Genomic DNA, 14,731 nt, shown 5'->3' on the forward strand with positions numbered 1-14,731 from the left:
GCCGCCCCGCCTTGACCGGCCTTGCCATAACTCAACGCGCCGATCCCTGACACGCCACGCCTCGACCGCCTTTCCGTGACCAGCAAGGGCAGCTGACCGCCCCTGCCACCCCGACACGCGCCGGGGGTTTCGCTTATGCCGCGCCGATTTCCCGCTGGTGGCGATCAATTGCTGCGCGCAGTTTCCGCCGGATCGAATACATGGCCGCCCGCGCTTTCACCTTGGCATCGTATTCGCCCTTGGTGGCCTGCATCATCCGGTCATATTCGGGCGTGCCTTCCGCGATGCTTTCCAGACCGTTCATCCGGCGAAAATCGCGGTATGCGTCGGTGAGCATCTGGCTTTCATTTGCGGCCACGATTTCAGCGCTGCGAAGTTGGATCGCCAGATCCGCGATCTGAACCGCCCAAGCGATCTTCTTCATTCCGGGCGCCTCGCCAATGCCATCAGGCGGTGCCGGAAAACCCAGGATTCAGAAAGCTGCCGCGCGGCAACGATGCCAAAGATCGCGCGGCATTCCGTGACCATCGCCGTGTTCAGCTGCATCTCTGCAGGGGTCCATTCGCTGAACGGCTTCATTCGGTAGCCCCGACCAGCTTGAACTTACCCTGCCCCATGCGCTCGGACGCATAGACCCGCGCCCGGTGCCGCAGCCCGTTCTTGAGGCAAATCTCCGCCTTGTCCGGATCGAAGATGCGAACCGCCTTCGCGCCCACATCCGCCTTCATCAGGCCGCAGCCCATTTCGCTCAGCCGGTTGCCCAGCCAGACAGTGGACCCGCGCAGCTTCGGCGGCAGACCGGCTGCGTCCCAGATGTCCTTTGCCGTCCTGCCGCGCCGATAGGCGAGGTTGTGCTCCGCCATCTGCTGCGCGACCGCTGCCTGAGACATTGCCGCCATAATCTGCGGAAGCGTCTCATGGATCTTCGTCATCCGCGCCATCAGCGCGCGAACGATTCCGTTGGTGCGCTCGATCTGTTCCAGCACCTCGGCGGGAAGGTGCTGGCTGTCGTGGCCGTGCATCCGCTCGCGCACGACGCTGTTGCACCACATGTGAAACTCGGGGCTGAGGTATTTTGCATAGGCGAGGCCGATCTGCCAGTGAGCGAAGGTGCCGCCGTTCCGGCCTTGGCGTATCCGCAAAAGGTGATCCACAGTCACGTTTTCCGCAGCAGCCAGAACCTCGATGAAGCTTTGCACGGATTCTTGCCGCACCCAGAACTTCGGCTCGCGGTTCTCCGGCGCCCCCGCCGCCTTCCACATGTCGGTGAGCGAAAGCATTTCGCCCTTTTCGCGGATCGCCACCTGCCCGTAGACAAGGGGGCTGCCACCCGCTACTTCGTATCCCGTCATCTCTGATCCTTTCATGTTTTGTCAGAGGTGGTTTCGGGCCGCTGCGTCAACAGCGACCGATGAGCGTGGCGGCAGGGGGTCCGCCAAGACTTTTTCCCTGCCGCCACGAGCCGCGCGCACTGCGCTGCAGCATTCTTGTTCACACCAGCCCTCCAACCAGCGCCGCGCGGATGTTCTCGAACACCACCCGGTCACGGGGATCTTCGCCAATGACCCGCCCGATGAAGCTGTCCGGGTGGATCGCAAGATCAAGCTGGGCAACGGCGCCTTGGATGCTGGTGGCCCGCGCATTCATGATGCGCTGTTCGATTTCGTCGCGCTCATCTTCGAGGATGGCGCCGAGGGCGTTCTGCTCGCCGTCCTCATCATGGCCTTCATCGAACCAGCGGACTTGAAGCGTCTGCCACTTGCGGAACCATTCCGGCAGCGGATCCGGGGTTTCGGTGATCGGCATCTGGAAGGCCAGCGCCGGGGTTGCGGTCGCGGCAAGCGCCGCTGTGGATGCGCTCTTGAAAAAAGAGCGTCGGTCAAGCATATTCATTTCTGAACCTCGTTGCTTGGGTTTCAACTAAGGCCGCTGGGTGTGTGAGATCCCCGGCGGCCTTTACTTTTGTGCGGGCGCATCAAGCTGCACCCCCCTCTCCTTCATCGCGAACTCAATCGCGGACAGGATTTCTGCGTTCATCGACCGGCGGGACTTCGCCGCCTCGGCCTTGATCGCGTCGCGCCAACCGTCCGGAAACCGGATCACGAACTGGTCAGCTTGGCGGCTGGGATAATCCATCAGGATTCCTCTGCCTCTTCCTTGATCGCGGCATTCAGGATCATCACCATATGGGTGTTGAACGACCGGCCTGCCCGGATGGCCTGAATTTTCAGGTCATCGCGCAGATCACGGGGCATGCGAAGCGTCACTGCAGCCACGTTTTCGCCCGTCCTCGGCTGGATACTGGTGGACACTGTCCTCTCCTCTGTAGCATCAATACGATTACAATCGTTTTGATTGCATTGACTGTCAACCGCGAAAATCAGATTGATTGCACAAAAAGGGGATCAAGATGCCAACCGATCGCGCTCAGATGCCCACAGTGCAGATCGCGCTCAGAATTTCACCGAGCCTGCGGAACAGGATCAAGGCAGCCGCCACGGAGAACAATCGCTCTGTGAACAGTGAATTGAGTGCCACTCTCGAAGAAAAATATCCCGCCCCCGAACCCCCGAAGACCGATGTGCAGCGCCTGAAGTTGCTAACCGAGATGATCGACAATGCGATGGATTCTGACAGTTTTTCTCTCGAAGTGAAGCGGGCACACCTGAGCGTCACCAGAGAATTGATGCGCGAGCTTGTAGCCCGCATGGACCCCGCCGACGTGCGGACGGCTCTTCACGGTTGGGAGATGCCGCCGAAATTTGACCTATTCGATGAAGACGACCCGGATTTCGAACCGGCCTAAGCCGCCCGCCCCCCACCGAAATTCCTCCGCAGCTCTCCACGATTTTTGTCAACGTCAAGTTGACTAACGGAGCTTGGCGCGCCATATTCCCAATACGGGAACAACGGAGCGGAAATGCAGGTCATCGCCAAGTCGACCCTTCGAACATTCTGGCTGCGCGAGCCACGGGCCGAAGCTCCTTTGCAGACGTGGTACGCCATTGCAGACAAGGCCGACTGGGCGGGACCGGCTGACGTGAAGAGAGACTTCGGAACCACTGTAGATTTCGTGGGCGACAACCGCGTCATCTTCGACATCGGCGGCAACAAGTATCGCCTGATCGTCCACTTCGCCTACCCGTATCGCCGGGTGCTGATCAAGTTCATCGGCACCCACAAAGAGTATGACAGGATCAACCCGGAGGCGATCTGATGGACATTCGACCGATCCGCAGCCAAGACGATCTCAATTGGGCTCTGGCTGAAATCTCCCCTTATTTCGACAACCAGCCCGAGCCGGGAACGCCAGAGGCCGACCGCTTTGATGTTCTCGCTGACCTGATCGAGGCTTATGAGGACCGCCACTTCCCCATGCCGGAGGTGGAGCCTGTGGACCTGCTCAAAGCACACATGGAAGCCACCGGGCGGACCCAAGCCGATCTCGCCAATCTTCTTGGGTCCCGCCCGCGCGCCTCCGAAGTGCTGAACCGCAAGCGCGCGCTGACGGTGGACATGATCTATAAAATCACCAGCGAATGGCATGTTCCGGCGGGCTGCCTCGTGAAGCCCTATCATCTGGTGGCGGCATGAACGACACCACCTTCGACGCCGCTGAGTCCGGTAGCCGCGCCGACCTGCAGCACGAAGCCGGAGATCGCGCTTTTGTGGCTTCGCAGCACTTCACCGACTTCGTTCGAGATCATCCCTTCATCCAGTCCAGTCCGGATTTGGCGGCGCAAGCAGCCCGGATTGAGGAACAGATGGCGGAACTGTATCAGTCCATCTGGCGGGCGCCCTAAACCGTCTTCCGCCCAAGATACTCCCGCTCGGCATTGTCCAGCGCCATGATGACCTTGACCAGCCGGGCGCGATCCACCGGGCAGGTTTGCTGCAACCATTCGGAATACCGGGCGATGGCGTCGAACGGGATCGGCCCAACCCCGAAACCCATGGGGCGCGACCCGCGAAGGTGGTGGTAGGCCTGCCAGAAAAACCAGCTCTCCGGCTGAACCCGATTGGCTAACTCCGGCGCCTGCTTGTGCTCCAGGTATTCGACCTCGTCAGGCGAATATCGCAGCGACCACAGCAGCGCCTCGGTCAGTTTTTTACCGTGGCCTCGTCATCCTCAGCCTGCAGCTTTCCCGCGTCGACGCAGGCCGCCTCGAACTTCGCCAGCGCCTTCGCGATCTCGGGCACGCCGCGCATTTCCGCCAGTTCGGCAAAGCTGTCGCGGTCGCAGGTGATCGGCACCACGTTGTCGCGCTCGTCCAGCACCTGAATGTTCGACCGCCACGCGATCACGCAGTGGTCATAGATCGCCAGCAGACGGTTCCGGGTGCTCTCGGCGGCCAGCTTGGCATCCGCTTCGACATAGGCCGCGTCATCCTCCAGCTTGCCCAGCTTGCGCATGCCGATGCGGTGCTGCTGCATCGCCCGCTCGATTGCCGCGACGAACGGCGCATTGATCGCACCGGCTGCCCGGGCGTCGATCTCGATGAAGCATTCGCCGCCGGGGCCGAACGCCTCGGGCAGCACGCACCGAAACTCGACGGCGGGCAATTCACGCTTGGGCAGTCGCAGAGCCATCCTTGGCGTCCTTTTTGGTCTGAGGTGTCGCAAGGCCGGGCTTGCCTTTGAGGCCGAGCTCCTTGGCTTCGGCCTCGGTGATGTCGTCGCCCGCCGCGAAGACCTTCTCCGCCCCCGCGACGACGCCGACAAACGAGCAATCAGCCGTCCACATCAGGCGACGGCCCGAGTGATGATGACGGTCGCGCTGTCCGACGTGCTGTATTCGGGGTGGATCGTCACGTTCTGCATGGCTGCCGTGCCGGTGGTGTCGATGCTGGTGCTGGCGAAGTGGCAACGGGGGAACTCGATGGTGTATTTTTCCCCGGTGACCGAGCCGAGCGGGATGGTCACGCTGAACGGATCGTGCCGCGCCCGCGCCGCGTTGTAGATTTCGAGGAAGTTGGCCTCCAGATAGATGTTGGCGGTCAGCACCGGCAGGAAGTCGCCCCGGGTGATGCCGCACAGGTCGTTGCTGGAGATTTTCGGCTGCAGATCACGGCCCTCGAACGCAAAGTTGATCTCCAGCGACTGCATGCAGTCCAGCGTGATATCCTCGAACACGATGGTGCCCACGTCAGCGCCCGAGGACAGCGGATCCACCACCGTCGGGTCGGTATAGGTCGCCCCGGTGATCGCCGTCGTGGTCGCATCGTCCGAGCCGAGACCGGCCAGCGTCAGGTTCAGCGCGGCAGCCTGCCGCGCGGTCAGGTTCAGGGTGCCGCTCACGGCCTCGACGCCGCGGAACCGCATCATGGTGCTGGTGCCGCCGACGCCTGCGGGCAGCGCATTCTCGACCGCGACGGTGGTCTGCGCCTTGCCGTCCTTCAGAACGTCGGACGACCATGTGCCCTGCAGCAGCGTGGCCAGGAAATGATCGTAAACGCCATATTTCAGGCTGTCTTCCAGCGTGCCGGTGACGTCGATCCCGTTGATGCCGCGACCGAGCCGCCCGCCCTTGGCGACGAGGGACCGGCCCTCGAGCGTCTGCGGCGTGCCGGTCAGTCGCGCCGGGGCGTGAAGCGTGGTGAAAGCGGGCGTGGCCGGGATGGTGCCCGGCGTGGCCTCCAGAATGTGCGCGGAGCGCAGTTGCGATGATGCAGTGCCAGCCATGACGGCCTCCTATCGAAATGCGTAGCGCACAAACGGCGCGATCACGTTGGTGAGGTGGAAGGGTGGATCCGGGAAATCGGCGGCGATGTAGGGGTGGCGGTTTTCACCCAGCTCCGGCGGGCTGAACCGCACGAAGGCGTCGGCGCCCGAAGTGATGACCGCGCCGGTGCTGGTCAGGGTCTTCTCGAAGAACAGCCCCATGATGGTCTCGGCATAGCCGCGCCATGCCGCGCTGCCCTTGCCGCCCTCGGTGATGATTTGGAGCGTCGCCAGCCCAAGATGGTCGATCCGGTTCGCGGTGCGCCCTATGCTGCCCTGCCGGGTGGCGCCGCTGGTGATGGTCAGGCGCACGCTGTTGTTCACCGGGGTGAAGGTGTGGCCGTCGAAGCCGATCGGGGTTGTGCTGCCCCACTGCGCGCGGAAATAGGCTTCGATGGCCGCCCGTTCGAGCTGGTAGGTCATGGCGACGGCATCCCCTGCCAAATCTGTTCCAGTTCGGCTACCGTCATGGCCAGCACGCCGGACGGCGCCTGCGCAGACCAGCCGTTTTCCAGCCGCAGAGCATATGGCAGGTTGTTCTGCAGGTAGATCATCGGGAAGCCGTCAGCCGTGGCATAGCTGGCGATGGCCTGCGCCGAGAGCCTTGCAAATTCGCCCAGCGTCATTGTGGTCGCCTCGCTCGGCGCCCCGATGCTGACCAGCCAATTGTTCTGGAAGGTGCCCACATCGACCGGGCTTTTCTCGGTGACCCGGGCCAGCCCCTCGGTGGCGATGTAGATCACGGCATCCCGGATCCCGCCCATCATCTCGAGCCATTCCGCGTCCAGCTCGCTGATGAAGTCGCGGGTGGCCTGCCCTGCGGTCATTGCGCGGCCCGCTCCGCAAGCTGCTGCGGCGTGAGGATCCGGTAGACCGCCGCGCACCGGCACGCGACCAGATCAGCCGGGCCCGCGCCGTGCGCCGTGTCGCCGGGATGGGCCAGCAGCCCGCCCGCCGGGCTCTGGAACAGCTCGCCGAACCGGATCGTGGTGCCGCCGAGCGCCGTGTGCGCATCCCGGGTCCGGGCGTCGGCGGTGGCCTGCCATGTCACCGTCAGCCGATCAGCCGTCACCGCGCCGCTGTCGATGAGGGTGGCGAAGCCGTCGTGCTGCCCCGCGCGCAGGGCGTTCAGCGTCTCGGTGCGCGCGATCATCTCGCCGCGCAGGTTCAGAAGCCGGGATTTGTAGGCGTCGACCATGGCGTCGACCTCTGCCGCGGTCAGGGGCCGGCCCTCCTTCTGTGCCCGCGTGATCAGCCGGTCCAGAGACCTGTTGCGCCCCCCGACACGGCCCTCGCGCCGCTTGTAGGCGGCGAAGTCTCCGGTCAGCAGCTCGGCCCGGGCGCGGATCACCGCGTCGGTCTGGTTGCTGTTCAGGCCCATGATCCCGCCGGTGCGTGGCGCGCCAGATCGGCCCGACCTGCCGGTGATCTCCAGAGCCATGCGGCGAGGCGGAACGCCGTCCGCCACCGCCTGCGTGATGTAGCCCCGCGTTGCCTCCAGCGATTCCGCTGTGACGCCCTCGATGGCCTGCCCGACGATGCGCTGAACCGCCTCCACTGCCCTCGGGTTGCCGCCGAACCCGAACTGTCCCCGGATCGCCACGGGCAGGGATGCCGCGACCGACGCGCCGCCTTGCAGGTATGCCGCCCGCACCGCCTCGCCCATCGGGAACAGCGCCTGCTGGTTCATGCGCAGGATCTCCATGGCGAGGCTGATGTCACGCGCCTCCAGCGCCCGGATCAGCGCCGCCCGGTCAACTGCCGTCGCGGCGGTGCGCATCGCGTCGATGAAGGCCTTGCGCACCTGCGGCTGGAATTGCTGCAGCAGCGCCGCGATCTGGCGCTCCTGTGCGGTCGGGCGACGGGCCATGCGGCCTCCTGTGGTGGATCAGTCTTTGCGCGCTGCGTCGGCAGCGCCAGCGAGCCAAGCGGCTTCCAGCAGCGCGTCCATTTCAGCGAAGGCAGAGGCCGGGAAAAGCATCACGATCAGCGCCAGATCGGGGCGACCGTTGGCGATGTGGATCTGGAAAAAGGTGGCCTGCGCGAAGCTCATCGCGCAATGACATAGAACAGAGCACCAGCGGCCACAATGTCTTGTGCCTGCCGAACGATCCGCGTCCGCCCGGCGAAGGTCAGGCTGTCGTTCTCCTTGGCGCTGGTGAAACCCTCCAGCAGGATCAGCTCGTCACCCGGCCCGACGACATAGGCCGGGAACACGTCAGCCACGGGGCGCACGGTGTCGACCACGGCGCGGCCCGTCTGCGTGGCGGTGGTGGTCGCATAGGTGCCTGTCGCGACGTCGTAGGCGCCCTGCGTCGTGCGGGTCAGCGTGGCGGCGTGAATCGCATCCGGGATCTCCGCCGCGACCGCGTCGAATGCCTCGCGGGAGATCTCGGCAACGGTCGTCATTCGCGGGCCAAGTCGATCAGGTCGGCGCGGGCCATTTCCAGCGCGCCGATCATGGAATAGCCGCCGACCATGCCGCCGATGGCGTAGCGCGCCGCCCTGTCATGACAGAGGCCAGCCATGGCGACGCCGGTGATTTCCCCGGCCCGCGCCATTTCCAGCCACTCCTCCAGCGTCTCGACGCAGGCCTGACTGACCTCCGGCACCCCCGCGGGGCCGCCATAGATGGATTGAACCTTCCCGTTCATACCCGCACCGCCGATCCTTGGATCATAGACCCGCCACCGCGCGCCAGCAGCGGCCCGATCAGGTCGCGCACCACCAGCAGGACCGGGCGCACGCTGTCCGCATCGGTGCGCGACAGGTCGTATTCCGTGGCGCTGGAAACCGGGCCGGCCTTAACCGTCTTGCTCTTGACCCGCTCGGACGGGGTGTAATCCGGCGTCATGGCGCCCGGGGTGGACAGCTCGCGCCGCGCCACCTCCGCCGTTGCGCGCTGGATTTCATCAGGGACGCTGTCTGCCGGGACTGAATACCCGTCATCATCGACCACATCGGAACGGGGCCATGCCAGCGCCTGACCGCCGCCGATGGCGCTGCGCCCCCGGATCCTCTCACCCGCCCATCGATAGCTGTCGGAAAGGTAGGCCGTTGCGCGGACGATGGCCTGTTCGATCAGCGTATCGTCGGCGCCGTAGGTGTGGCCTCGGGCGTCGCAATACGCCTTGAAATAGGCCAAGCTGATGAAGGCCGTGGCGTCGGTCTTTCCGGTTCCATCCTCGACCACGATGGGCATGTCACGCGTCCGGGAACATGGCACCGGTCAGGGCGGCGCGCATCTCTTCGACGGTCGCGCCCTTCGCCACCTCGATGTTGAGCTCCTCCAGCCATTCGCGCACCTCACCCTTGGGCATGGTGGCGATTGCGGCGCGATCTTCAGGCGCCTTCCGCTCCGGGACGGCCTGAGCGCGAGGATCGTCTGCATTGACGATCTTCCGGCGGCCATTCACGACGATTTCAGCAGTGGGGATGCGCGACATGGTCTGTCTCCTTCAGGGTGAAGCTGATCTTGGTGACGGGGCCAGCGAACCGGCCCCGCTGCGAAGATCAGCCCAGCAGAATGGCGCAGTGCTCGGGCTTCACCATCTTGACGCCCCACGCAAGGCCGACCTCATACTTGATGCGGCGGTACTGCTTGTACATGGCGATCTGGAACACCAGCCCAGACACCGGATCCTGAACGGTGGTCACATCGGTGGCCTCGTCGCCGCCGATGGGCATTGCCGGGACGCGGGCGGCCAGTAGCATCGCGTTCTGGCTGAACGCCATGTTGGCGGTATATCCGGCGCCGATGGTCATCTCCACCGTATCGGCAAGCGCGAGGCGCAGGCCCGGCGCGCCCAGAACGATATCCCCGGAAACACCGGAAATGCCGGTCGTCACGACGTACTTGTTGGTGTCGCCCGCGAATGTCACCACGTCGCCCGCCTTGATCCCGGTGGCGCCAGCCGTGCCGCCGTCCAGCGCGATGGTGGTTTCGCCGACAGGCTCGCCGCCAGCCGCATCATAGAGCGTGCCCGTGCCAGCGACGTGCGAAGCGACGCCAGCGGAGGTGCCCATGACGAAACCGTGGAGCATGCGCATCTGGCGCTCGCGCAGCATGGCCCCGGCGTCGCCAGCCTCGTTGACCTTGAAGAGCTGCGACTGCTTGCCCTCCAGCTTGGCGCGGGCCGCCGAGCCCACCACCATGACGCGGCCCGATTGCGGGGCGCCGTTGTCATCAAGGATGCGGTTGACCTCAGCAAGGTCGGTCATGTCGTCGGCGGTGGCAAAGGGCGTGGTCCCTGCCGTACCATAGGCGCGAGACGCGCCGGCATAGAGCGCACCAAGATCGGTCTCAACGGCGTTCGCGAGGGTCCGGAACGCCTGCGAGAACTGATCGCGCAGGATGGTGTTGATGACGCCGTCCTTGGTCACCGAAAGCTGTTCCTCGCCGGTCCAGCGGATCGGATAGGCCTTGCTCTTGGTGATCGACAGGTCGGTGTAGCCGATGGTCTGGTCACCGCTGTCGGCGGGGTCGTTGCCGGGCGTGATGTCTTCCAGCGACGCAGCCGGAACGACGGGGGAGCGGACGGTCTGTCCGACTGCGCCGCTTTGTGCGGTCGCATCACGCATCACGTTCGGGATGAAGCCGATCAGCTCGCGGGAAACCACGTCCAGCGAGTTGTAGATGGTGGGGATAAGCCCAGTCAGGGTGTTCGCCATCGGGATGTTCCTTTTGCTGGCGTTGTGTTGAAGCCGGACAGTTCGCCGGGGTGACGGGCCATCCAGCCCAAACGCCGCGCCTCATCCGAGGTGGCGGCAGGTTCGTTATTCTGAGACGGTGAAGCCTTCGCCCAGCTTGGCCTGCCGGTCAGGCATGGGCATGGCATCGAACTCGGCGCGGGTCATCGTCTTGGCCCCGCCTGTGCCGCCCGCGCCCGGCTTGGCGCCGCCGCCGGACTGCTGCAGGCCCTTCATGATGCTGTCGCGGTAGGGGAAAGCCTCCACCAGCGTCTCCAGCGCCTCGTCGAAATCTGCGACCTCGCCGGGGCGAGCCTTGGAGTAGATCGCGTTGCCGTTCTGATCCTTGGCGACGATCTTGCCGCCGTCCAGATCAAAGTGCTTTCCGAAGGTTGCCTCGATCATCGGAACCGGCACGGCCAGCTTGTCGGCGATGAATTTGGACCGGGCGAAGCTGCCGCCGATCTTTTCGGCGCGCAGTTGCTGCTCCAGCGCGGCGGCCTTTTCGACGGTCGGCTTGTATTTCTCTTCCAGCGCCTTGATCGTCTCGGCCTTGACCTTCTCGACCTCGCCCGCGTCGATCAGCTTCTTGTCGTCGAGGTTGCGAATGGTCTCCAGCGCCTTCATGGCGGCTGCCGGATCGCTGATGCCCTCGAAGGCCTTGGCGGCCTTCTCTGCGGCCTCGGCGCGCTCCCGGTTGGTCTTGGCCTCGCCGTTCAGGCGGCTGATGGTGGCAATGGTGCCGGGCGCGTCAAACGCGACCTCTTTGCCGCTGTCATCGACATAGACCGGCTTCCCGTCCAGCACCTCGGCATAGGTCTTGCCGTCCTGCTCAATCGTCTTCAGCTTCATGGTCAGTCCTTTCGGGCATCCGCCCGGTTGCTGTGGGCCATCCGGCCCGGTTCGCCCCCGCGCATCCGCGCGAAAGGCCGTGAGGGGTGGTTACTCGTCTTCCCCGCCTTCGCGGATGATGACGGCCAGATCCTTGTCGCCGTCGTATTCCGGCGAAAGGATGTTGCGGCGCTTGGCCTCGGAAATCGTGGCCTCTCGGCTGATGATCGGGGCTTCGCCGGTGCCCATGGCAAGCACGTGCACAAAGGTCTCGTCATCGCCCATACCAAGGTCGAAATCGGTGCTGATCATGACCTCGACGTCAGCGTCGATCTTCAGCCAGCGGCCCGTGATGACGAAGGCCTGCTCCAGCGCGTCCTTGAGGTTCAGGGCCCATGCCTGAATCGCCGCGTTGCCCTTCTGCGCCGCGAATGCCGTGGTGACGACAGTCAGGTTGCCGGACTGCGCCGTGAGCGGCTGGCGCCCCAATTCGCGCAGCGCCTGCCCGGTCTCCTTGATGTCATCGGCCAAGAACCGCAGCGAGGTGGCGCTCGGCTCGACGAAGGCCCATGACCCGGCGGAGCCGCCGTTGGGGTTGGCCGGAGCCCACAGAACAGAGGCGGGTCCGACCGCCACCGGCGCGGGCTTGCCGTTGTCGCCCATGGGCGGAGTGACGCCATTGCCTGCCAGCATCGGGAACGCGGTCAGCGCCTTGGCATGCTTCAGCGCGCTTTCCTGCTGGAAATGCTCGACCTGCAGGAAGGCTGCGTCCTGCATCGGCGGATGGAACCGCCACGAGCGACCAATGCGGCGGCCCGTGATGAACGGCACCAGCGGGATGATCCCGATGCTGATCGGCTTCGGGCCATCAATGCTGACCCACTGCAGCGCGCCGTCCTTGCCCTTCTGTTCCTCGAAGACCTGATAGGTGGCCGGGGCATATCCGCCGCCGTCCAGAGGGTCGCGGTTCAGGACGCGCACCCGGTTGTAGGTCTTCTCTCCGAAGCCGTCCCGCTCCAGCGCGGGCTCGTGGATCCGGGCATGGACGAACTGTTCCTTGCCGTCGACCATATCGCTGTAGACCGCCAGCATGGCCGGGGCCGGAATGTGCACCCAGTAGGGCCGCGCGCCGATGCGCGCTTCGTCTGCCCGCGTGGCGTTGGCCGGCACGTCCTTGCTGTAGTCGATCAGCAGCCATTCCACCGCGTTGTTGATCCCGCCGAAGAACAGCTCCCCGGCGAAAACGTGCAGGTGGTTGCCTTGCCCGTCGACGTCCTCCACGAAATCCTTGATCGGCTTCGGGGCGCCATCAGCGATGGAGACCTCCTTGGAGAAGGGGCGCTGCGCGAGATTTTCGACGATGTCGCGATAGATGTTCGTGAATTTGGCGTTGGACCGGCGGTATTGGTAATCTTTGTCGCGTTCCTGCGGGAACTTCGGCAGGTAGGTCTGCGCCGCATCGCGCATGGCCTTGGCACCGCCGAGGATGGTGCTGACCATGCGCCAGTAAGGCGCCATTGCGTCGTGATCCGCTGAGGTGTCGATGGGCTTATGGTCAGTCATCGTGCGCCCCGTAGGTTGCGAAGATTGCGGTCGGCGTGGGCTTCGATAGCTCGTTGAATGCCCGGCTCGTGCTGTCCGCTTCGTCGTCGTGCTTTGCTTCGGGGAAGCCCTCCAGCGCGGAGAACCAGCCCTCATTCCACGGGCCGCGCAGAACCTTGACGTTTCCGGCCTCGGCCTGTGCGGAGAAGGGCGAGAAGCGGGTGACCTTGTCTCCGGTCTCCGGCGAGAACCGAACGTTGAACCCGACCATGTGCTGCGCGAGGTTGCCTTTTTGGTCCTTACCCGCCTGCCCCGGGTCTTGGGGAAGGCTGATCGTGGTGCCCGGCGGGTCTTGCGAGGCGGTGTTCTTGATCAGCGCCCGCACCCCGTTCGGGGAGAGCCAGTCCTTGACGTGATGGGCGACGATGAACGTTCCGTCCGGCAGCTGGCCAATGCGCGTCCCCGATGTGCCGTCCGGGTCTGGCGCGGCATCGGTCTTTGGCGTGGCGGCCAAGTCCCAGCCGCGGACCCATCGGACCCCGGCGGGCACCGCGTCGACCACCTCGCACCATTGCCGCTTGAACAGGATCCCGGCAGCGGGCCGGATTTTCCAGTTACCGCCCAGCAGGCGCTCGCGCTCCACGGTGGACAGCGCAAGCAGGTTGGCCATGTAGCCCGGGTCGGCGGCCATCAGCGCTTTGTTGTCGGTCAGCTTGGCCGGGATGAAGGTCACGGACTTCGGCGGGATCGGCACTCGCTGCCCCGCCTCGTCCAGCATCGTGTGTTCCGCGAGATCCTCGGGGCGGTCGGCCCAGTGGATCGCATCGCCTATCCGGACGAACCACCGCAGCGCGCCGGAGCGTTCGTTGATCGGCAGCCCCGTCTCCTGATCGATCCACCATGCGATGAACCGGGCCACCCAGCTGTCGGCGTCCGGGTTGCAGCTGGCCCGGACATAGGGCCGGACGCCGCACATGGACCGGTTCCGCGACAGCATGTAGAAGAACTGCTTTTCGCTGAAATGCGTCAGCTCGTCGAACAGCAGCAGCGCGATCTGCGAGCCCTGCCAGTTGGCGACGGTCTTTTCATGCTCCAGATGCGCCATCGAGATAGAGGCGCCGCTGGGGAACTTCCATTCCAGCGTGACCTCTTTAGGCGATGCCCCGACCAGCGGATAAAGCGATGTGCTTTCGTCCCAGAGGCCGCCCTCGTTCCTGATCTGGACAGTGGTCCGGCGAAAGAACACCGCGCCAAACCCGGGGTTCGCGATGTGCCGCAGCGGCTCCATCAGAAGCGCCCACGTCTTGCCGCCCCCAGCGCCACCCCCGTAAATCGCGATGTCGGCTGGTGACGCCAGAAAGCTGGTCTGTGGCCCCTCCTGTGGCCGGATCTCCTTACCCGCGGCCATTGTCCGGCAGCGCGAAGACCGTGACCTGGGCGCCGGGCATCGGATTGTCGGGATCGTTCGCGTGCTGCTGCTTGTCCGCCAGCCCCAGCTCCCGCGCGATCAGGCCATGCACCAGCAGCCCCGCCGCCGCGTGGGTGAATTTCTGCTCCCAGATCACGCCCTCGATGCGGTCGATGGTGTCCGCGAGATCCGGACGGTATAGATCGTGGTCGGGCGTCCGCCAGCCGCGCCACGTCTCCATCGAGATGCCCAGAAACAGGCACAGCCCGCGCTGGGTGAGCGCCCGGACCTTCGCCACTGGCTCGTGGGTGGCGATGCCTTGGAACGTCACCAGCTGGTCTTCCAGCAGCGGGTTCTCATGGCACCACTCGAAATACTCGACAGCCGCCGTCCAGAGCTCGTCACCGTCCGCGAATGTGGGCTGGCGGCCCGGATTTGGGTTTGCCTCCCAGATCCGGTTCCCCGGCAGGAAGCGGCCCGCCTCGTCGCGGTCAGTCATGCGCTGTCACGCCGGGTGGCGCGCCTCTTGCTGGGGATCTC

27 protein-coding genes are annotated in these 14,731 nt (G+C 64.8%); 4 read left to right on the forward strand and 23 right to left on the reverse strand.

The window, feature by feature from the left end:
* Positions 1 to 133: 133 nt before the first annotated feature.
* The 6 genes from VK682_RS15020 to VK682_RS15045 all read right to left on the reverse strand — a co-directional run bounded on the left by VK682_RS15020 (position 134) and on the right by VK682_RS15045 (position 2,255).
* On the reverse strand, positions 134 to 424 hold the full coding sequence (locus VK682_RS15020; RefSeq protein WP_324782141.1) for a hypothetical protein: 291 nt from the start codon (positions 422 to 424) through the stop codon (positions 134 to 136).
* Positions 421 to 579 carry a hypothetical protein gene (locus VK682_RS15025; protein WP_324782142.1) on the reverse strand — a complete coding sequence of 53 codons (159 nt, stop codon included), beginning with the start codon at positions 577 to 579 and terminating at the stop codon, positions 421 to 423. Before VK682_RS15025 ends, VK682_RS15020 begins: the two co-directional genes overlap by 4 nt.
* Positions 576 to 1,352, reverse strand: a complete 777-nt coding sequence (locus VK682_RS15030) for a KilA-N domain-containing protein (RefSeq protein WP_324782143.1) — start codon at positions 1,350 to 1,352, stop codon at positions 576 to 578. The genes VK682_RS15025 and VK682_RS15030 overlap by 4 nt, the downstream gene beginning before the upstream one ends.
* A gap of 139 nt (positions 1,353 to 1,491) precedes the next feature.
* Entirely contained in the window at positions 1,492 to 1,893 is a 402-nt protein-coding gene (locus tag VK682_RS15035) for a hypothetical protein (protein WP_324782144.1), read from the reverse strand.
* 63 nt (positions 1,894 to 1,956) lie between these two features.
* A complete protein-coding gene (locus VK682_RS15040; protein WP_324782145.1) occupies positions 1,957 to 2,136 on the reverse strand; it encodes an Arc family DNA-binding protein in 180 nt (59 codons plus the stop codon).
* Positions 2,136 to 2,255 carry an Arc family DNA-binding protein gene (locus VK682_RS15045; protein ID WP_324782146.1) on the reverse strand — a complete coding sequence of 40 codons (120 nt, stop codon included), beginning with the start codon at positions 2,253 to 2,255 and terminating at the stop codon, positions 2,136 to 2,138. The genes VK682_RS15040 and VK682_RS15045 overlap by 1 nt, the downstream gene beginning before the upstream one ends.
* A gap of 155 nt (positions 2,256 to 2,410) precedes the next feature.
* Here VK682_RS15045 and VK682_RS15050 point away from each other — a divergent pair, with 155 nt between their 5' ends.
* The 4 genes from VK682_RS15050 to VK682_RS15065 all read left to right on the forward strand — a co-directional run bounded on the left by VK682_RS15050 (position 2,411) and on the right by VK682_RS15065 (position 3,803).
* Positions 2,411 to 2,806, forward strand: coding sequence for an Arc family DNA-binding protein (locus VK682_RS15050; protein ID WP_324782147.1), 396 nt, complete (start codon positions 2,411 to 2,413; stop codon positions 2,804 to 2,806).
* Positions 2,807 to 2,920: 114 nt separating this feature from the next.
* Positions 2,921 to 3,217 (forward strand): type II toxin-antitoxin system HigB family toxin, encoded by a 297-nt coding sequence (locus VK682_RS15055; protein ID WP_324782148.1) that lies wholly within the window; start codon positions 2,921 to 2,923, stop codon positions 3,215 to 3,217.
* Positions 3,217 to 3,594: a helix-turn-helix domain-containing protein gene (locus VK682_RS15060; RefSeq protein WP_324782149.1), complete on the forward strand. Its 378-nt coding sequence runs from the start codon at positions 3,217 to 3,219 to the stop codon at positions 3,592 to 3,594. Before VK682_RS15055 ends, VK682_RS15060 begins: the two co-directional genes overlap by 1 nt.
* Positions 3,591 to 3,803 carry a hypothetical protein gene (locus VK682_RS15065; protein WP_324782150.1) on the forward strand — a complete coding sequence of 71 codons (213 nt, stop codon included), beginning with the start codon at positions 3,591 to 3,593 and terminating at the stop codon, positions 3,801 to 3,803. The genes VK682_RS15060 and VK682_RS15065 overlap by 4 nt, the downstream gene beginning before the upstream one ends.
* Here the strand turns inward: VK682_RS15065 and VK682_RS27370 are convergent.
* The 17 genes from VK682_RS27370 to VK682_RS15150 all read right to left on the reverse strand — a co-directional run bounded on the left by VK682_RS27370 (position 3,800) and on the right by VK682_RS15150 (position 14,690).
* A complete protein-coding gene (locus VK682_RS27370; protein WP_425262619.1) occupies positions 3,800 to 4,105 on the reverse strand; it encodes a phage tail assembly chaperone in 306 nt (101 codons plus the stop codon). The genes VK682_RS15065 and VK682_RS27370 overlap by 4 nt on opposite strands.
* On the reverse strand, positions 4,102 to 4,590 hold the full coding sequence (locus tag VK682_RS15075) for a hypothetical protein (protein WP_324782152.1): 489 nt from the start codon (positions 4,588 to 4,590) through the stop codon (positions 4,102 to 4,104). Before VK682_RS15075 ends, VK682_RS27370 begins: the two co-directional genes overlap by 4 nt.
* The gene (locus tag VK682_RS15080) at positions 4,565 to 4,744 is read right to left on the reverse strand and encodes a hypothetical protein (RefSeq protein ID WP_324782153.1); all 180 of its coding nucleotides are present in this window, start codon (positions 4,742 to 4,744) and stop codon (positions 4,565 to 4,567) included. Before VK682_RS15080 ends, VK682_RS15075 begins: the two co-directional genes overlap by 26 nt.
* The gene (locus tag VK682_RS15085; RefSeq protein WP_324782154.1) at positions 4,744 to 5,682 is read right to left on the reverse strand and encodes a phage tail tube protein; all 939 of its coding nucleotides are present in this window, start codon (positions 5,680 to 5,682) and stop codon (positions 4,744 to 4,746) included. The genes VK682_RS15080 and VK682_RS15085 overlap by 1 nt, the downstream gene beginning before the upstream one ends.
* 9 nt (positions 5,683 to 5,691) lie before the next feature.
* Positions 5,692 to 6,144 (reverse strand): phage tail terminator-like protein, encoded by a 453-nt coding sequence (locus tag VK682_RS15090; protein ID WP_324782155.1) that lies wholly within the window; start codon positions 6,142 to 6,144, stop codon positions 5,692 to 5,694.
* Positions 6,141 to 6,548 (reverse strand): hypothetical protein, encoded by a 408-nt coding sequence (locus VK682_RS15095; protein WP_324782156.1) that lies wholly within the window; start codon positions 6,546 to 6,548, stop codon positions 6,141 to 6,143. Before VK682_RS15095 ends, VK682_RS15090 begins: the two co-directional genes overlap by 4 nt.
* Positions 6,545 to 7,591: a phage minor head protein gene (locus VK682_RS15100; RefSeq protein WP_324782157.1), complete on the reverse strand. Its 1,047-nt coding sequence runs from the start codon at positions 7,589 to 7,591 to the stop codon at positions 6,545 to 6,547. Before VK682_RS15100 ends, VK682_RS15095 begins: the two co-directional genes overlap by 4 nt.
* Positions 7,592 to 7,609: 18 nt before the next feature.
* On the reverse strand, positions 7,610 to 7,774 hold the full coding sequence (locus tag VK682_RS15105) for a hypothetical protein (RefSeq protein WP_230796758.1): 165 nt from the start codon (positions 7,772 to 7,774) through the stop codon (positions 7,610 to 7,612).
* The gene (locus tag VK682_RS15110; protein ID WP_324782158.1) at positions 7,771 to 8,130 is read right to left on the reverse strand and encodes a hypothetical protein; all 360 of its coding nucleotides are present in this window, start codon (positions 8,128 to 8,130) and stop codon (positions 7,771 to 7,773) included. Before VK682_RS15110 ends, VK682_RS15105 begins: the two co-directional genes overlap by 4 nt.
* Positions 8,127 to 8,375, reverse strand: a complete 249-nt coding sequence (locus VK682_RS15115) for a hypothetical protein (protein ID WP_324782159.1) — start codon at positions 8,373 to 8,375, stop codon at positions 8,127 to 8,129. The genes VK682_RS15110 and VK682_RS15115 overlap by 4 nt, the downstream gene beginning before the upstream one ends.
* Positions 8,372 to 8,923 carry a DnaT-like ssDNA-binding protein gene (locus tag VK682_RS15120; RefSeq protein WP_324782160.1) on the reverse strand — a complete coding sequence of 184 codons (552 nt, stop codon included), beginning with the start codon at positions 8,921 to 8,923 and terminating at the stop codon, positions 8,372 to 8,374. Before VK682_RS15120 ends, VK682_RS15115 begins: the two co-directional genes overlap by 4 nt.
* 1 nt (position 8,924) lies before the next feature.
* Positions 8,925 to 9,167: a hypothetical protein gene (locus VK682_RS15125; protein ID WP_324782161.1), complete on the reverse strand. Its 243-nt coding sequence runs from the start codon at positions 9,165 to 9,167 to the stop codon at positions 8,925 to 8,927.
* A gap of 67 nt (positions 9,168 to 9,234) precedes the next feature.
* Positions 9,235 to 10,392, reverse strand: coding sequence for a major capsid protein (locus VK682_RS15130; RefSeq protein WP_324782162.1), 1,158 nt, complete (start codon positions 10,390 to 10,392; stop codon positions 9,235 to 9,237).
* A gap of 105 nt (positions 10,393 to 10,497) precedes the next feature.
* Positions 10,498 to 11,262 (reverse strand): DUF6651 domain-containing protein, encoded by a 765-nt coding sequence (locus VK682_RS15135; RefSeq protein WP_324782163.1) that lies wholly within the window; start codon positions 11,260 to 11,262, stop codon positions 10,498 to 10,500.
* 90 nt (positions 11,263 to 11,352) lie between these two features.
* Positions 11,353 to 12,759, reverse strand: a complete 1,407-nt coding sequence (locus VK682_RS15140) for a DUF4055 domain-containing protein (protein ID WP_324782164.1) — start codon at positions 12,757 to 12,759, stop codon at positions 11,353 to 11,355.
* A gap of 37 nt (positions 12,760 to 12,796) precedes the next feature.
* Positions 12,797 to 14,191, reverse strand: a complete 1,395-nt coding sequence (gene terL / locus VK682_RS15145) for a phage terminase large subunit (protein ID WP_324782165.1) — start codon at positions 14,189 to 14,191, stop codon at positions 12,797 to 12,799.
* Positions 14,178 to 14,690: a terminase small subunit gene (locus VK682_RS15150; RefSeq protein ID WP_324782166.1), complete on the reverse strand. Its 513-nt coding sequence runs from the start codon at positions 14,688 to 14,690 to the stop codon at positions 14,178 to 14,180. The genes terL and VK682_RS15150 overlap by 14 nt, the downstream gene beginning before the upstream one ends.
* Positions 14,691 to 14,731 lie beyond the last annotated feature (41 nt).

The sequence above is a fragment of the Salipiger marinus genome (assembly GCF_035481585.1).
Taxonomy (GTDB): domain Bacteria; phylum Pseudomonadota; class Alphaproteobacteria; order Rhodobacterales; family Rhodobacteraceae; genus Salipiger; species Salipiger marinus.

Coding starts and splice junctions, on each gene's coding strand:
- VK682_RS15055 (WP_324782148.1), top strand. CDS start 2,921: ATGCAGGTCATCGCCAAGTCGACCCTTCGAACATTCTGGCTGCGCGAG.
- VK682_RS15135 (WP_324782163.1), bottom strand. CDS start 11,262: ATGAAGCTGAAGACGATTGAGCAGGACGGCAAGACCTATGCCGAGGTG.
- VK682_RS15100 (WP_324782157.1), bottom strand. CDS start 7,591: ATGGCCCGTCGCCCGACCGCACAGGAGCGCCAGATCGCGGCGCTGCTG.
- VK682_RS15075 (WP_324782152.1), bottom strand. CDS start 4,590: ATGGCTCTGCGACTGCCCAAGCGTGAATTGCCCGCCGTCGAGTTTCGG.
- VK682_RS15060 (WP_324782149.1), top strand. CDS start 3,217: ATGGACATTCGACCGATCCGCAGCCAAGACGATCTCAATTGGGCTCTG.
- VK682_RS15090 (WP_324782155.1), bottom strand. CDS start 6,144: ATGACCTACCAGCTCGAACGGGCGGCCATCGAAGCCTATTTCCGCGCG.
- VK682_RS15035 (WP_324782144.1), bottom strand. CDS start 1,893: ATGAATATGCTTGACCGACGCTCTTTTTTCAAGAGCGCATCCACAGCG.
- VK682_RS15030 (WP_324782143.1), bottom strand. CDS start 1,352: ATGACGGGATACGAAGTAGCGGGTGGCAGCCCCCTTGTCTACGGGCAG.
- terL (WP_324782165.1), bottom strand. CDS start 14,191: ATGGCCGCGGGTAAGGAGATCCGGCCACAGGAGGGGCCACAGACCAGC.
- VK682_RS15065 (WP_324782150.1), top strand. CDS start 3,591: ATGAACGACACCACCTTCGACGCCGCTGAGTCCGGTAGCCGCGCCGAC.
- VK682_RS15085 (WP_324782154.1), bottom strand. CDS start 5,682: ATGGCTGGCACTGCATCATCGCAACTGCGCTCCGCGCACATTCTGGAG.
- VK682_RS15025 (WP_324782142.1), bottom strand. CDS start 579: ATGAAGCCGTTCAGCGAATGGACCCCTGCAGAGATGCAGCTGAACACG.
- VK682_RS15105 (WP_230796758.1), bottom strand. CDS start 7,774: ATGAGCTTCGCGCAGGCCACCTTTTTCCAGATCCACATCGCCAACGGT.
- VK682_RS15130 (WP_324782162.1), bottom strand. CDS start 10,392: ATGGCGAACACCCTGACTGGGCTTATCCCCACCATCTACAACTCGCTG.
- VK682_RS15080 (WP_324782153.1), bottom strand. CDS start 4,744: ATGTGGACGGCTGATTGCTCGTTTGTCGGCGTCGTCGCGGGGGCGGAG.
- VK682_RS15095 (WP_324782156.1), bottom strand. CDS start 6,548: ATGACCGCAGGGCAGGCCACCCGCGACTTCATCAGCGAGCTGGACGCG.
- VK682_RS15050 (WP_324782147.1), top strand. CDS start 2,411: ATGCCAACCGATCGCGCTCAGATGCCCACAGTGCAGATCGCGCTCAGA.
- VK682_RS15020 (WP_324782141.1), bottom strand. CDS start 424: ATGAAGAAGATCGCTTGGGCGGTTCAGATCGCGGATCTGGCGATCCAA.
- VK682_RS15150 (WP_324782166.1), bottom strand. CDS start 14,690: ATGACTGACCGCGACGAGGCGGGCCGCTTCCTGCCGGGGAACCGGATC.
- VK682_RS15125 (WP_324782161.1), bottom strand. CDS start 9,167: ATGTCGCGCATCCCCACTGCTGAAATCGTCGTGAATGGCCGCCGGAAG.
- VK682_RS15040 (WP_324782145.1), bottom strand. CDS start 2,136: ATGGATTATCCCAGCCGCCAAGCTGACCAGTTCGTGATCCGGTTTCCG.
- VK682_RS15115 (WP_324782159.1), bottom strand. CDS start 8,375: ATGAACGGGAAGGTTCAATCCATCTATGGCGGCCCCGCGGGGGTGCCG.
- VK682_RS15110 (WP_324782158.1), bottom strand. CDS start 8,130: ATGACGACCGTTGCCGAGATCTCCCGCGAGGCATTCGACGCGGTCGCG.
- VK682_RS15045 (WP_324782146.1), bottom strand. CDS start 2,255: ATGCCCCGTGATCTGCGCGATGACCTGAAAATTCAGGCCATCCGGGCA.
- VK682_RS15120 (WP_324782160.1), bottom strand. CDS start 8,923: ATGCCCATCGTGGTCGAGGATGGAACCGGAAAGACCGACGCCACGGCC.
- VK682_RS15140 (WP_324782164.1), bottom strand. CDS start 12,759: ATGGCGCCTTACTGGCGCATGGTCAGCACCATCCTCGGCGGTGCCAAG.